Origin of the sequence: Bradyrhizobium sp. Bra78 (assembly GCF_024519855.1) — a bacterium.
Taxonomy (GTDB): domain Bacteria; phylum Pseudomonadota; class Alphaproteobacteria; order Rhizobiales; family Xanthobacteraceae; genus Bradyrhizobium; species Bradyrhizobium japonicum_G.
The window spans coordinates 290,917-305,954 of record NZ_JALJRE010000003.1 but is presented as its reverse complement, the minus strand read 5'-3'; the positions used below and the strand labels follow the sequence as shown (position 1 = coordinate 305,954).

The 15,038-nt window shown below is 66.1% G+C and carries 13 protein-coding genes; 7 read left to right on the top strand and 6 right to left on the bottom strand.

Annotation, left to right across the window (positions count from 1 at the left end):
• Positions 1-101 precede the first annotated feature (101 nt).
• The 6 genes from OC450_RS08810 to OC450_RS08785 all read left to right on the top strand — a co-directional run bounded on the left by OC450_RS08810 (position 102) and on the right by OC450_RS08785 (position 7,013).
• Entirely contained in the window at positions 102-1,523 is a 1,422-nt protein-coding gene (locus tag OC450_RS08810) for an amidase (protein ID WP_262047689.1), read from the top strand.
• Between the two features lie 84 nt (positions 1,524-1,607).
• Positions 1,608-2,558 carry an ABC transporter permease gene (locus OC450_RS08805; protein WP_256806296.1) on the top strand — a complete coding sequence of 317 codons (951 nt, stop codon included), beginning with the start codon at positions 1,608-1,610 and terminating at the stop codon, positions 2,556-2,558.
• A complete protein-coding gene (locus OC450_RS08800) occupies positions 2,555-3,448 on the top strand; it encodes an ABC transporter permease (protein ID WP_256806295.1) in 894 nt (297 codons plus the stop codon). The genes OC450_RS08805 and OC450_RS08800 overlap by 4 nt, the downstream gene beginning before the upstream one ends.
• Before the next feature lie 2 nt (positions 3,449-3,450).
• Positions 3,451-4,464, top strand: a complete 1,014-nt coding sequence (locus tag OC450_RS08795) for an ABC transporter ATP-binding protein (protein WP_256806294.1) — start codon at positions 3,451-3,453, stop codon at positions 4,462-4,464.
• On the top strand, positions 4,461-5,465 hold the full coding sequence (locus OC450_RS08790) for an ABC transporter ATP-binding protein (protein ID WP_256806293.1): 1,005 nt from the start codon (positions 4,461-4,463) through the stop codon (positions 5,463-5,465). The genes OC450_RS08795 and OC450_RS08790 overlap by 4 nt, the downstream gene beginning before the upstream one ends.
• A gap of 54 nt (positions 5,466-5,519) precedes the next feature.
• A complete protein-coding gene (locus tag OC450_RS08785; RefSeq protein ID WP_211383048.1) occupies positions 5,520-7,013 on the top strand; it encodes an ABC transporter substrate-binding protein in 1,494 nt (497 codons plus the stop codon).
• A 451-nt stretch (positions 7,014-7,464) separates the two neighbouring features.
• Here OC450_RS08785 and OC450_RS08780 read toward each other — a convergent pair whose 3' ends face one another.
• The 4 genes from OC450_RS08780 to OC450_RS08765 all read right to left on the bottom strand — a co-directional run bounded on the left by OC450_RS08780 (position 7,465) and on the right by OC450_RS08765 (position 10,117).
• Positions 7,465-8,217, bottom strand: a complete 753-nt coding sequence (locus OC450_RS08780) for an ABC transporter permease (RefSeq protein ID WP_249128953.1) — start codon at positions 8,215-8,217, stop codon at positions 7,465-7,467.
• Positions 8,214-8,339, bottom strand: a complete 126-nt coding sequence (locus OC450_RS08775; RefSeq protein WP_262047688.1) for a hypothetical protein — start codon at positions 8,337-8,339, stop codon at positions 8,214-8,216. Before OC450_RS08775 ends, OC450_RS08780 begins: the two co-directional genes overlap by 4 nt.
• A gap of 216 nt (positions 8,340-8,555) precedes the next feature.
• The gene (locus tag OC450_RS08770; RefSeq protein ID WP_262047687.1) at positions 8,556-9,182 is read right to left on the bottom strand and encodes an alpha/beta hydrolase; all 627 of its coding nucleotides are present in this window, start codon (positions 9,180-9,182) and stop codon (positions 8,556-8,558) included.
• Positions 9,179-10,117, bottom strand: a complete 939-nt coding sequence (locus OC450_RS08765; RefSeq protein WP_256806289.1) for a ring-cleaving dioxygenase — start codon at positions 10,115-10,117, stop codon at positions 9,179-9,181. Before OC450_RS08765 ends, OC450_RS08770 begins: the two co-directional genes overlap by 4 nt.
• A 128-nt stretch (positions 10,118-10,245) precedes the next feature.
• On the opposite strand from OC450_RS08765, the gene OC450_RS08760 reads away from it, so the two are divergent.
• Positions 10,246-11,169, top strand: a complete 924-nt coding sequence (locus OC450_RS08760) for a LysR family transcriptional regulator (protein WP_211383051.1) — start codon at positions 10,246-10,248, stop codon at positions 11,167-11,169.
• Here the strand turns inward: OC450_RS08760 and OC450_RS08755 are convergent.
• A complete protein-coding gene (locus OC450_RS08755; protein WP_211383052.1) occupies positions 11,162-13,855 on the bottom strand; it encodes a hybrid sensor histidine kinase/response regulator in 2,694 nt (897 codons plus the stop codon). The two genes, OC450_RS08760 and OC450_RS08755, sit on opposite strands and share 8 nt — an antisense overlap.
• Positions 13,852-14,883 (bottom strand): ABC transporter substrate-binding protein, encoded by a 1,032-nt coding sequence (locus OC450_RS08750; protein WP_211383053.1) that lies wholly within the window; start codon positions 14,881-14,883, stop codon positions 13,852-13,854. The genes OC450_RS08755 and OC450_RS08750 overlap by 4 nt, the downstream gene beginning before the upstream one ends.
• Between the last annotated feature and the right edge of the window lie 155 nt (positions 14,884-15,038).

The following is a 15,038-nucleotide window of genomic DNA, read 5'->3' as shown; positions in this document are numbered from 1 at the left end:
TTGACCATCAAAATCGTATTGGACGGCGAGTTAACAAAACTGTCATTCTCGCTGTCAATGGTATCGGCCAACGGCGGCCGGCTTCGGAGCGTGATGAGACGATGAACGGCGATCCCTGCCTGCTGTCCGCAACCGAACTGCGCGGCCTCATTGCCGAAAAGCGGATTTCCCCCGTCGAGCTCACCCGTGCCGTGCTTGCCCGCGCCGAGGCGCTGCAGCCCGAATTGAACTGCTTCATCACGCTGTGCGGCGACGAGGCCATGGCGGCCGCGCGCGTGGCGGAGCGCAAGATGATGGCCGGCGAGCCGCTCGGCCTGCTGCACGGCATCCCCGTCACCGTCAAGGATATCGTCAACACCAGGGGCGTGAAGACCACCTTCGGCGCCGTGCCCTGCAAGGATAACGTGCCGGCCGAGGACGCGGTGGCAGTCGCGCGGCTGCGCAGCGAGGGCGCGATCCTGATCGGCAAGACCACGACGCCGGAATTCGGCAGCAAATGCCTGACCGACTCGCCGCTGTTCGGCCGCACCCGCAATGCGTGGAGCGCGGAGCGTTCCTCCGGCGGCTCCAGCGGCGGCGCGGCGGTGGCAGTGGCCAGCGGCATCGCGCCGCTCGCGATCGCGACCGACGGCGGCGGCTCGACGCGAATTCCCGCCGCCTGCAACGGCGTCGTGGGCTTGAAGCAGAGCAATGGCGTGATCGCGCACAGCCAGGCGCTGGATGCGTTCGGCAACCAGACCTATGTCACGCCGATGACGCGCGATGTCGCCGACACCGCGCTGATGATGCAGGCGATGGCCGGGGAGGACGCTTGCGATCCCTGGTCGATCGGCATGCCCGTGCCCGATTTCATCGGCACCGCTATTCCGCGCGGCGATCTGCGCGGGCAGAAAATCCTGTTCTGCCTGTCGCCGCCGGGACGCCCCGTGTCTGCGGACGTCGCCACGGCATTCAAAGAGAGCCTCGATCGGCTCGCGAGCCTTGGCGCCGAGCTCGAGGAATTCTCCGGCGACGGCTTCGACATCGAGCCGATCTGGCGCGCCATCAATCACACGGTCTGGCGGACGCGCTTTGCCAGGCTCGCGGACGAGCACGGGGAGGCGCTGAGCGAGGCCTTCCTCAAACAGCTCGCGCTCGCCACCGACGTCAGCGGCGTCGCCTATCAGGAGGCGATGTTCGCGCGCACCGCGCTGTTCCGCCGGGTGCAATCCCTGCTTGCGCGCGGACACCTTTTGGCGATGCCGACGCTCACCCGCACCGCGCTGCCGATCGAGCAGGACCTGTTCGGCACCATCGAGATCGACGGCAAGCACTTCGACAGTGTCCGGCCGCATTGGTTCCCCTGGACCATGCCGTTCAACATGACCGGACACCCCGCGATCAGTCTGCCCTGCGGCTTCGGCCGCGACGGCCTGCCGATCGCCCTGCAACTGGTCGGGCGTTTCCGCGCCGATGCTGAATTGCTGCGCGTGAGCGCGCTGTTCGAGGCTTCGCAGGACCTTCTGTCACGTTGGCCCGGCTGAGGTGAGGCAGATGCCGCAAAGCACTTGCCTCCGGCGCCCGGACATGTTGATCGTGCCGCGGGTGAGCCCTGAAGCCGAGCGCGCATGAGCGTATTTGTCCTCCGACGTCTGTTGACCTTGCTGGCGACGCTGGTCGGCGCATCCGTGATCATTTTCCTGGTGCTGGATGCGCTTCCCGGCAACGCCGCGCAGATGCTGATGGGCGCCGATGCCTCGGCCGACGCGGTGCGCGCGCTCACCGTCAAGCTCGGGCTCGACCAGCCGCTGGCAGTTCGCTATCTGCAATGGATCAAGGGCCTGCTGGTCGGCGATCTCGGCAACTCCTATGTCTACGGCACGCCGGTCGCCGCCCTGATCGCGGAGCGGCTGGTGCTGACCATTCCGCTCGCGATCATGTCGATGCTGATCACGGTGACGCTGGCGCTCTCGGCCGGCATCTACACCGCCGCCAACCACAACAAGCTCGGCGACGTCGGCGTGATGTCGCTGACGCAGGTGGGGATCGCGCTGCCGAATTTCTGGTTCGCGATCCTGCTGGTGCTCTTGTTCTCGGTGCGGCTGCAATGGCTCTCGGCGGGCGGCTTTGCCGGCTGGGAGGACGGCATCTGGCTCGGGATCAAGTCGCTGCTCCTGCCGGCGGTCTCGCTCGCGGTGGTGCAGGCCGCGATCCTCGCGCGGGTCACGCGCTCGGCGGTGCTGGAGGTGCTGCGCGAGGACTTCGTCCGCACCGCGCGCGCGAAGGGGCTCGGCAAGCGCGAGGTGCTGTGGAGCCATGTGCTGCGCAACGCCATGATTCCCGTGATGACGGTGATGGGGCTGCAATTCGCCAATCTGCTCGCCGGCACCATCGTGATCGAGAACGTGTTCTATCTTCCGGGCCTCGGCCGCCTGATCTTCCAGTCGATCGCCAACCGCGACCTGATCGTGGTGCGCAACTGCGTGATGCTGCTGGCGACCATGGTCGTCATCGTCAATTTTGTGGTCGACGTGCTCTATGCTTTCATCGATCCCCGCATCAAGGTCCACGATCTGTGAGCGCGCCGCTGACCACTCTGGTTGACGCGCCGATCGCAACGCGTCCTTTGCCGGCCCGGACGTTCTGGCGCCGTGCGCTGCGCCACCGCAGCTTCGTGCTCGGCGGCGCGCTGAGTCTCCTGGTGCTCGCCGCGGCGCTGCTGTCGCTGGTGTGGACGCCCTGGTCACCGTACGAGATCGACATCGCCTCGAAACTCCGGCCGCCCTCGGCGGCGCACTGGCTCGGCACCGACGCTTTCGGCCGCGATATCGTCTCGCTGCTGCTCGCCGGCGCCCGTTCCACCATCATGGTCGGCATCATCGCCGTCAGCATCGGTCTCACCTTCGGCGTCTGCCTCGGCCTGGTGGCGTCGGCCAGGCGCGGCTGGACCGAAGAGATCATCATGCGCTTCTCCGATTTCACCTTTGCCTTTCCGGCGGTGCTCTCCGCGATCATGCTCGCCGCGGTCGCAGGACCCGGCATGGTGACGTCGATCGTCGCGATCGGCATCTTCCAGATACCGACGCTGACGCGGCTGACGCGCGGCTCTGCCAACGCGATCTGGGCGCGCGAATTCGTGCTGGCCGCGCGCGCCGCGGGGAAGGGCAAGTTTCGCATCACCATCGAGCATGTGCTGCCCAATATCCTGTCGATCCTGATCGTGCAGGTGACCATCCAGTTCGCGCTGGCAATTCTCGCCGAAGCCGCGTTGTCCTATCTCGGTCTCGGTACGCAGCCGCCGCAGCCGTCCTGGGGGCGGATGCTGAACGATGCGCAGACGCTGCTGTTCCAGTCGCCGATGCTCGCCGTCTATCCGGGCGCGGCGATCGCGGTCGCCGTGCTCGGCCTCAATCTGCTCGGCGACGGACTGCGCGATCTGCTCGATCCACGACTGGCGCGGGAACGATGACGATGGGCGAGCGCTCGACCATGCCGCTGATCGAGGTCGATAACCTCGGTGTGCGCCTCAACACCAGCCGCGGGCCGGCGCAAGCCGTGCGCGGCGTCAGTTTCGCGCTGAAGCGCGGCGAGACGCTCGGGCTCGTCGGCGAATCCGGCTGTGGCAAGTCGGTCACTGCGCTGTCGCTGATGGGACTGCTGCCGGACAGCGCCGTCGTCACTGGCAGCATCAGGCTTGACGGCAGCGAGCTCGCCGGGCTTCCGGATGCGGATTATTGCCGCTTGCGCGGCAACCGCATCAGCATGATCTTCCAGGAGCCGATGACCGCGCTCAATCCGATGCACACGATCGGCCACCAGGTCGCCGAACCGCTGCGGCGTCACAAGAAATACTCGGCGGCCCAGGCGCGCAAGGAGACGATCGCCTTGCTCGACCGCGTCGGGCTGCCCGACCCGGCGAGGCGCGTCGATGCCTATCCGCACCAGTTCTCGGGCGGCCAGCGCCAGCGCGTCACCATCGCGATGGCGCTCGCCTGCGAGCCCGATCTTCTGATCGCGGACGAGCCGACCACCGCGCTCGACGTCACCATCCAGGGCCAGATCCTCGACCTCATCGCCGATCTCGTCGAGGAGCGCGGCATGTCGATGATCCTGATCTCGCACGATCTCGGCGTCATCGCCGAGAACGTGCAGCGCATGATGGTGATGTATGGCGGCGTCGTCGTCGAGAGCGGGCCGACCGATGAGGTGTTCCGGCGGATGGGGCATCCCTACACGCAGGGCCTGTTCCGCGCCCGGCCGAAGCTCGGCGCGCGCAAGGGCACGCGGCTGACGACCATCTCGGGCACGGTGCCGGAACTCGCGGATCTGCCGTCCGGCTGCACCTTCGCCGATCGGTGTCCGCTCGTGATCGAGCCGTGTCGCACCGCGCTGCCGCCGATGGTGGACGTCGGCCCCGGCCACTCCGTGCGCTGCATCCGGACGGACGTCTCCATGGCCGAAAATGTCGGAGCGCTGTCCGCATGAGCACCGCGCCTCTTCTCGACGTGAAGGATCTGGAGCAACGCTACAAGCTGCCGCGCGAGAGCCTGTTCCAGCCGCCCGGACAGGTGCGCGCGCTCAACGGCGTCAGCGTGCGGCTGGCCGCCGGAAAGAGCCTCGGCATCGTCGGCGAGTCCGGCTCGGGCAAGTCCACCTTCGCGCGGGTGGTGATGGCGCTGGAGCGGCCGACATCCGGCCAGGTCGCGCTGCTCGGCCAGGACCTCAACCGCATCTCCGCCGATGAGCTGCGCCGCGCCCGGCGCGATTTCCAGATGGTGTTCCAGGATCCCTACGGCTCGCTCGATCCGCGCCAGACCATCGCCCGCATCGTCGCCGAGCCGCTCACCGTGCTGGACGGCGCCGACCGCACTACGTTCCGGGAACGCGTCGCCGCGGTGCTGCGGCAGGTCGGCTTGCGCGATGCCGACATGGACAAATACCCGCACGAATTCTCCGGCGGCCAGCGCCAGCGCATCGCCATTGCGCGCGCGCTGATCACCCAGCCCAAGCTGATCGTCGCCGACGAGCCGGTCTCCGCGCTCGACGTCTCCGTGCAGGCCCAGGTCCTGAACCTGATGCAGGATCTCCAGGAGCAGTTCGGCCTGAGTTACGTCCTGATCAGCCACGACCTCGCCGTCGTCGACTATCTCTGCGACGAGGTCGCGGTGATGTATCTCGGCCGCATCGTCGAGCAGGGCCGTCCCGAGGACCTGTTCGAGCGCGGCGCCCATCCCTATACGCGGGCGCTGCTCGACGCCGTGCCGCGGGCGCGTCCCGCGGGCGGCCGGCGCCGGCGCGGGGCCCAGGCGATCGCCTCGCAATCGGCGACCGCTGCCGGATGCCCTTACGTCGCGCGCTGCGGGCTCGCCGACCAGCATTGCCGCGAGGTTCTGCCTGAGCTACGCAAGGTCGGGGAAGCCCATCTCGCCGCCTGCCACAAGGCGGAGGCAGTGATGGCGTTGCCGCCAGCGGCCGCGGAGGGTTAGTCTCGGGCGCGGGATTGGCGTAGACTGGGACTAGAGAAGGCAGGGGAGTTACGCATGTTCAGGAAACTATCCATCGTCGCACTCATTGCCGCGTTTGTCGCGGCGCCGCTGCCGGTGCTGGCGCAAAGCAAGAAGGACAGCGTCGTCATGGGCATGACGCTGGAGCCGCCGGGGCTCGATCCCACCAACGCGGCCGCCGCGGCGATCGCCGAAGTCACGCTCTACAACATCTACGAGACCCTGACCAAGATCAACGAGGACGGCTCCACTTCGCCCCTGCTGGCGGAAAGCTGGACCGCTTCGCCTGACCTGAAGACCTACACCTTCAAGCTGCGCAAGGGCGTCAAATTCCACAATGGCGAGCCGTTCGACTCCGCCGCGGTGAAGTTCTCGTTCGAGCGCAATGCGGCGCCGACCAGCACCAACAAGGACAAGAGCCTGTTCCAGAGCTTCGAGTCCGTTGCCGCGCCCGATGCCGATACGGTCGTGATCACCCTGAAGAATTCCGAGCCGAACCTGCCGTTCCTGATGGGACAGGCGAGTGCCTCGATCGTCGAGCCGAAGAGCGCAGCCACCAATATCACGCAGCCGGTCGGAACCGGGCCCTATCAGCTCGGCGCCTGGGCCAAGGGTTCCTCGATCACGCTGACCAAATGGGCGGACTACCGCAACGCATCCGCGATCAAGCTCTCGAAGGTGACGATCCGCTTCATCTCCGATCCGGCCGCCCAGGCTGCGGCGCTGCTGTCGGGAGACGTGGATGCATTTCCGCGCATCGCGACTCGCGTCGTTGCTCAGTTCAAAAGCGACCCGCGCTTCACGGTGCTGATCGGCGGCTCCAAGGCCAAGACCATCGTCGCGATCAATCATCGGAAGAAGCCGCTCGATGACGTCCGCGTTCGCCGCGCCATCCTCGCTGCGATTGACCGCAAGGCATTGATCGACGGCGCGGTCGAGGGGCTCGGCACGCCGATCGGCAGTTTCTACACGCCGGGATCGCTGGGCTATGTCGACACCACCGGCATCAATCCCTACGATCCTGAAAAGGCCAAGAAGCTGCTCACTGAAGCCGGCGTCGCCACGCCGCTCGAATTGTCGCTCAAGCTGCCGCCACCGCCCTATGCGCGGCAGGGCGGCGAGATCGTCGCGGCCCAGCTCGCCAAGGTCGGCATCATCGCCAAGATCGAGAACGTCGAATGGGCGCAGTGGCTGTCGCAGGTGTTCGCCGGCAACGGTCCGCACAATTTCGACCTCACCATCGTCAGCCATGTCGAGCCGTTCGACCTCGTCAAGATCACCGAGCCGGACTATTATCTCGGCTACAACAACGCGGCGTTCAACGCGCTCTACAAGCAGATCGTGTCGACGCCGGACCAAACGGCCCGCGCCAAGCTGCTCGGCGAAGCCCAGCGTATGCTGGCCACCGACGCCGTCTCCGCCTACCTGTTCCAGCCGCAATGGCCCACCGTCATCAACAAGAAGCTGAAGGGCGTCTGGAAGGAAGTCCCGCAGTTCGAGAACGATTTCTCGGCGTGGGCCTGGGAGTAGGGGGCGCGGAAGCACCCTCATCGTTCGAGCGCGCACGGCCCGTTATTGTGCCCTCTCCCCTTGTGGGAGAGGGCAGTTCCGCTCGTCGATGCGGACTCACTTGGGTGAGGGTATGTCTCCGCGTATGACCCTCTCTCTCATTCTTGAGCAGCTTTGTCCGCGGATAGAGACCCCTCATCCGGCGCTTCGCGCCACCTTCTCCCACAAGGGGAGAAGGGAGAGAAGACCGCAAGATTTCGGAATATTAGCAATATACCTCTGTTTTGCCCGACGTGTCAAACAGCAGGAATGCCCGTTGCTGCGCCTCTCCCTTGCGGGAGAGGGCAGCGACGCCGGTAGACATGAACTCACTCGGGTGAGGGGTCTGTCTCCGCCTCGTGGCCTGCCCGCACAAGCCGTTGATCTTGCTATCCCCGGCTACTGTGCATGGGGTTGTTTTCGCAGTTTTTGTCTAGATCTGCTGGTAGATCAGGATCGGCAGCGTCATGATCTGGAATCCGCCGAGCAGGATCGGCGTGACATAGGCGCTGATCGCGAGCGCGAAGACGAGCAGCGAGCCGGCGAGGATGCCGGGCAGACTGAGCGGCAGCGTCACCTCGATGAAGGCGCGCAAGGGGCTGGCGCCGAGATTTTCCGCGGCCTGCTCCAGCCGCTCGTCGATGCGGCCGATCACGCCGGTCAGGGTCAGCACCATGAAGGGGACGTAGATGTGGACGAGCCCGACCACGATGCCGGTCTCGGTGTACATCAGCTTCAGCGGCTGGCTGATCACGCCGAGCGAGATGAGCGTCTGATTGATCACGCCCTTGTCGGGCAGCAGCGTCATCCAGGCGAAGGTGCGCACCACGATGCCGGTCAGCATCGGCGCCAGCACCGCCATCAGCAGCAGCGCGTGCCCGGTGCGGCTCCTGATGCGGGCCATCCAGTGTGCCAGCGGATAGCCGATCAGGAGCGCGACCAGCGTGGTCACGAGCCCGATCCGGATCGTGGTCCAGATCACCTCGAGATAAAACGGAACATCAAACATGCGGGCGTAGTGACGCGTGGTGAAGGCGACCTTCGGCGCCACCACCGGATTGCCGGTGAGCACGCTCATCAGCGCCATCAATCCGATCGGCAGGAAGAAGAACAGCGCAAACAGCAGTGCGCTTGGCAGAACAAAGAGCGCAAGGCCGTTGGGGCACGGGGTGGTGGCGCTGCTCATCGCGTCCCCGTCTGAACGCGTGCCGCGGCCTGGTCGATGGGATCTCCGGTCATCCGCCGCAGCTTTGGATAGGTCGCGGGCACAAGTGCGCGGATGTCCTCGTCGGTGAGGCGGGCGAGCATGGCGCGGCCGTTCGAAGTGGCGAGCGCCGGTCGCGCAAGGAGCGCAGCAGCCGCGAGGTCGAGCTCTTCGGCTTGCCCAATTCCAGGCCCGACGCGGAAACGGGCAAGCGGAAATTTCCGGCAGGGTGGTGCCCAATTGCGCAGATGCGGCGGAAGCTCGCTTGGCCAGGATTTCGAAGCGGCGCACCGCGGATGGCGGTGCGCCGCTTCTGGGGATCAAGCCGCTTCCGCGGCGACGTTGCCGATCCAGTCGCGGGCGAGCGTGACATCGGCCTGCGACAATTGATGGCCTGCCGGCAGGACCTTGTGAGTCACGTCGGCGCCTGCCTGCGACAGCAGCGCCGCGAGGCGTGCCGAGTTGCTCGCCGGGACGATCGGATCGCCTTGTCCGGACAGGAGCAGGACGGGCTTGCCGCCGAGTTCAGCCTTAGGCGAATCCGACAGCGGCACCATCGCGCGGAGCAGGATCGCGCCCGCCAGCACGTTCGGCTCTAGCAGCAACAGCGCGGCCGCGATGTTGGCGCCGTTGGAGAAGCCGACCGCGACGGGCGCGGCGATGCCGTAGCGCTGCCGTGCCTCGCTGACGAAGTCGCCGAGCTCGTGCGCGCGGCGGCGCACGTCTTCCTCGTCGAACACGCCCTCGGCAAGACGGCGGAAGAAGCGCGGCATGCCGTGCTCGAGCACGCGTCCGCGCGGCGAGAGCAGGGCGGAGCCGGGCGAGATCATCTTGCCGAGCCCGAGCAGATCGTTCTCGTCACCGCCGGTGCCGTGCAGCAGCAGCAGCGGTGGGGAGCCCGCGCTGGTCGCGGGCTCGAAGCGATGGACGAATGAGGTGTTGGTCACGACACGCCCTCCTCCAGGTTCGGCAGCACGCCCTCGATCTGCTTGCGTTGCGCTTCGAGGAAGCTCGGCAGCTTCAGGTCACGTCCCAGCGTCGCCACGGGCTCGTCGACGGCGAAGCCGGGGACATCAGTCGCGATCTCGAACAGCACGCCGCCGGGCTCGCGGAAGTAGATCGAGCGGAAGTAGTTGCGGTCCCTCTGCTCGGTCGGGTGCAGGCCGTGATTGCTCACGAGCTTTTGCGCCATCTTGCCCTGTTCGGCATCGTCGGCCGCGCGGAAGGCGATGTGATGCACCGAACCGCCGCCCTGATGCCCGCGCAAGAAGCCCTTGGCCTCGTAGATGTCGACGACGCTGCCCTCGGCATCGCCTGGGGCCTTGAAGCGGATCACGGAACCTTCGCGGCCCGTTTCCTTGAAGCCGAACACGTCGGTGAGGACCGCCGCCGTCTTCGCCGCGCTGTCGAGCAGCAGCGTCACGCCGTGGAAGCCGCGGATCGCATGCTCGGCCGGCACATCGCCATTGCTCCAGCCCGGTTCGTTCTCGGCACCGGGGATGCCGACCAGCGCGAGCGCCATGCCGTCGGGATCGGTGAACGGCAGCACGGACTCGCCAAAGCGCTTCTCGAGCGCCTCATAAGCAATGCCCTTTTCGGTGAAGCGCTGCGTCCAATAGCCGAGCGAGCGCTGCGGCACGCGGAAGGCGGTCTGATGGGTCTCGCCGACGCCGCGGCGCCCGGCCGGCACGCCGGCCCAGGGGAAGAAGGTCAGGATGGTGCCTGGCCGGCCGGTCTCGTCGCCATAATAGAAGTGGTAGGTGCCGGGATCGTCGAAATTGACCGTCTTCTTGACGAAGCGCAGGCCGAGATCCCTGGTGTAGAAGCCAAAATTCCTGATGGGGTCGCCTGCAATCGCGGTGACATGGTGCAGTCCAGACATTGTCGTCCTCCAAAACTCTGGCAGCGTCTTGCTCTGACCGGAAATATCGTTCCGCTTTGGTTTGGAGACAATCCATGCAAATATGACGTCTATGTCTACGATTTGGAAACAATCGCGGAGGCCGGCCCTTGGATAAGGTCGCCAGCCTCCGGGCCTTCGTCAAAGTGGTCGAAAGCGGCAGCTTTGCCGAGGCCGGCCGGCAATTGCGGCTGTCGCGCTCGGCGATCAGCAAATACATCGCCGACCTCGAGGAGAGCCTCGGCGTCCAGCTCCTGAACCGGACCACGCGGCACGCCAGCCCGACGGAGAATGGTCAGCGCTATTTCGAGCGCGCCGTCGTCATCCTCTCGGAGATCGAGGCCGCCGACCAGGCGGTGACGCAGGCCCAGTTGGCGCCGCGCGGCCTGTTGCGCGTCAACGCGCCGATGTCGTTCGGCACCATGCGGCTCGGGCCGGTGCTCGCCGACTTCATGGCGCGTTATCCGGAGCTTCAGCTCCAGATCGTGCTCAGCGACGATCTGCTCGATCCGGTGCAGGACGGCTTTGACGTGACGCTGCGGATCGCGGAATTGGAATCTTCGAGTTTGATCGCGCGAAAAATCATGCCGGTGGCGCGCATGATCTGCGCCTCGCCGGATTATCTGGCGCGCCACGGCACGCCAAGGCATCCGCAGGATCTACGCGAGCACGCCTCGCTGACCTACGGCTTCCTGCTCACCGGCAATCAATGGAAGCTCACCGGCGCCGACGGCGATCACTGGATCCAGCCGGCCTGGTCGCTCTGCGTCAACAACGCCGAGGTGCTGCGCGACGTCGCGATCAAGGGCAGGGGGCTCGCGCTGCTTCCCGAGTTTATCGCCGCGGACGCTTTGCGGAAGGGCGAGCTGCGGACCGTGCTGGACGTCTATTCCGCGCCGCCGCTTGCGCTCTATGCGGTGTATCCGCCGACGCGGCATCTGTCGGTCAAGGTACGGCTGTTCATCGACTTCCTGGTCGAACGTTTTGGCCGGGAGGAGGAGGCAGGCGCGCGTAAAACCGCTGCGGCTAACTGAACGAGCGCTGTTCGGTGCCGTGAAGCAAATCGTTCAACGAATTCATCGAAGCCCGCCGAAGCGCGGCAAGTTCACGCGCGGCACTCTGGCATTCGGGAGGTGACATCAAGGGCGCCGCCAACTCGATGTCGCGGCAACGCTCGAACAGGCGGACGAGGCCGAGCGCGCTCGCCGCGCTGCCAAGCTGGTGCGCCAATCGCGCGAGCTGCTTGTGATCGCCGGACGCGGCGGCCGCAGTGATGTCGGCGATCAGCTTTTCGCCGGTCTGATCCAGCAGATCATGAAGCTTCGCAATCTGTGAGGCGCCGAGCAGCTCTTTCTGGTCGTCGAGAAAATGCTGGTCGATCAACGCGCCGGTCGCAAGCGGAGCGTCGGTCGCGGCATGCTCGGGCTCGTCCTCGATCGCCTCGCGAAGCGCGTTGATCAGGATCGGCTTGCTAACGACCTTGGTGATCCCGGCGCCTGCGAGCCGCTCGCGGGTGCCGCGCGACACATCGGCAGTCACGACGATGATCCGCGGCATCGGCTGCAGCGGGAGGTGCCGAATGCGCGCGGCCGCCTCCACGCCATCCATGTCGGGCATGTGCAGATCCATCAGGATGACGTCGAACGTCTGGTCGCCGGCGAGCGCGACCGCGGCTGCGCCGTTCGTTGCGATCGCGCAACGGTGGCCGAGCCGGTTCAATATGGCTTCGCCGACCTCGCAATTAACAGGGTCGTCATCGACCAGCAGGACGCGGCACTGCCGCGATGGCGGCGAAGGCGCGCCTTGCGCGGTGCCGCTGGCGGCGTGGCCGAGCGGCACTTCAAACGTGAACGCGCTGCCGGCGCCCGGCGTGCTCTCCACCGTCAGCTCGCCGCGCATCAGCCGGGTGAGGCGGCGCGCGATCGCAAGTCCGAGGCCGGTGCCGCCGAACCGCCGCGCAATGCTGTCGTCGGCCTGGACGAAATCCTCGAAAATCCGCTCGTGCATGTCGGGTGCGATGCCGATGCCGGTGTCGCGAACGGTGATGCGCAGCAGGATCTGGTCATCATGCCGCCCGGCGGCCGCGTTCAAGCCTACCCCGCCGCGCGGGGTGAACTTGATCGCATTTCCGATCAGATTGAGCAGGATGCGGTTGAGCCGCACCGGATCGCCGTGCACGGAAGTGTTGACCGTCGTATCGCAGGACAGGTCGAAGGTCAGTCCCTTGCCGAAGGCCTGCGGGCGCATCAGATCGGCGGCCGTCTCGATGAGCTGGTCAAGCCGGAAGTCACGCGTCTCCAGCGCTTCGACGCTGGCTTCCAGCCGTGCGTATTCCAGGATGGCGTCGACCAATGCGATCAGCGTTTCGCCCGATGCGGCCGCAGTCGCGAGGTGACGCCGCTGGGCATCGCCGAGGCCGCCGTCGTCGAGCAATTGCAGCACGCCCATGACGCCGTTCAGCGGCGTACGCAACTCGTGGCTGACGACCGCGAGGAAGCGCGATTTGGTTTCGTTGGCAGCCACCGCCGCGCTGCGCGCGCGCTCGGCGGCGTCGTGCTCGGCAAGAGCCTGGTCGCGGGTCTTCTCCAGCTCGGAGGTGCGCTCGATCACCTTGCGCTCCAGCGTCGCGTAGGATTCGCGCAAATGCGCGGCCATCCGGTTGAACTGGTCGCCGAGCGCTTCCAGCTCGTCGCCGGTCTTGATCGCGAGCCGCAGGCCGAGATCGCCGCTGCCGATCCGCCGCGCGCCCTGCGTCAGGATCTGGATCGGCACGGTCATGCGCCGGCTAAGCCAGAGCGACACCAGCACCGCAATTGCGAGAAGGACGACCAGGAGAAACGTCGAGCGTCCGATCGATGCATAGATCGGCGCGTAGGCTTCGGTGAGCGGCAGCTCGACGAACACCAGCCAGCCCAGCGAGGGGACCGTTGCGTAGGTCGACAGCACGCGCTGGCCCGACAGATCCTCCTTGACCAGGCCGTTCGAGGGCGGCCCCACGCCATCGAGCGCGGCGCGGACGTCGGCATGGCCGGAAAGATCGCTCCTGCGCAGTGCCGGCCATAAATCGGGATGCGCGATCAAGACCCCCATGCGGTCGACCACGTAGGCCTTGCCGGTATTGCCCACCCTGATCCCGGCGACGAGGTCCCAGATGAAGCGCAGATTGACCTCGGCGACGATCACGCTCGGATCGCGGCCGACGCCGCGCGCGGCGATCGTCATGAACGGTTCGGTGTCGCTGAAGAAGTAGACCGGCCCGTAATAGGTGCGGCTCTCGTTGGCGCCGCGGAAGGCCGGGGTGGCAGAGAGGTCAGCTTTGCCGCCGACTCTGTCCGCGACACGGCGCGACACGCGCACCTGCTCGCGGCCCTGCGAGTCGAGCTCCGCAATTTCGGCGATTGCGGGCGAAAGGCGCAGGAGGCGGATGGCGTTCAGACGCTCGTCTTCGTTCGAGGACAGCTCCGGCGGCAGCCGCGAGAGCCATTTGATCTGGTTTTCGATCTGGCCGATGAACTGGCCGATCTGAATGGCCGCGGAAGCGGCCTGCTCGCGCTGGGTCGCCGCGAGAAGTTGCTTCTGCTCGCGGTAGGAGAACCAGACGTCGAATCCGGTGCTGATCGCAAGTGCTGCAAAGGCGAGGGCGACGATCGAGTAGAGATATTTGCGGAACAATCGGCCGGGAGGCGTCGGCAAATGCTCCTGGTCGACCGTCTCGTTCACTCGCGGATCTCGTCGGCGCGCGCGAGCAGCGTGAATGGAATCGTCAAATCCAGAGCGCGGGCGACCGTGCGGTTGATCAGGAGGTCGTATTTCCGCGGCGATTGCACCGGAAGATCACCGGCCTTGGTTCCGCGCAATATCAGGTCGACGTAGTCGGCCGAGCGCACTTCGAGTGTCGGCCCGTAGCTCATCAGCCCGCCCACATCCATGAAATAATGGAACGGATAAATCGTGGGCACGCGATGGCTCGCCGCAGCCGTCACGACGGCCTTCCGGTTGACTACGAGAAAGCTGTCGACCAGCGCAACCATCGCGGCCTTGGGCGGTTCGGAAAAGCGCCCGATGGTTTCGTCGATCTCCGTCGGCGCGTTGACGGGGGCGGGGACCACGGACACTCCGGCCGTCGCGGCCTCCTGCTCGATGGATTCGAGGAAGAAGCGGCCGCCGCGAGGTGTGGTCGCCGGGTTGAACAGGACGCCGACGCGCGCAAGATCCGGCACGGCCTCCCGGATGAGCTGGAGCCATTTGCCGCCCATCTCGGCGGTGCTGTTGGTGAAGCCTGTGACGTTGCCGCCGGGATGCGCGAGGCTCTCGACGAAGCCGTTGCCGACCGGATCGTTGGCGGTCGCGAAGACGATCGGGATGGTCTTGGTGGCCGCCAGGACTGCCGCGGTATCGATCGTCGAGCCGGTCACGATCACGTCCGGCTTGAGCTCCATCAATTCCCGGACCGCGGTCGCGAGCTTGTCCGCTCCGCCGAAAGTCGAGCGGAGCTCGAATCTGAAGTTGACGCCTTCGACCCAGCCTCGCTGCCTCAAGCCGACGATGAGGCCACCCAGGCGGGAGGACGGGCCGTCGATCATGCTTCGTCTGGTCAGTTCGTCGTCGAGCGGCAATGCCGTCAGCGATGCGACCACGCGCATGCGATCTGACGTTGCGCCGAGCGCAATCCAGCCTGCCGCGGTTGTGCCTGCAAGCCGTATGAAGCCGCGGCGATCGAGCGCGAGCGCGGAAGGCCGTTCGGTCATGGAATTCTTTGCACGATGGTCGGTCCCAAGCCGGTTGCTTAACGCGAAAGGGCGGTGTCCACAATTGATGAAAAAATGCGCTTATGAATGTTCGTTCGCAGCATTCGGCAGTCCGATACCGTATTGCTGTCCCGGCCAAGGAGTCGCTGTTTCGA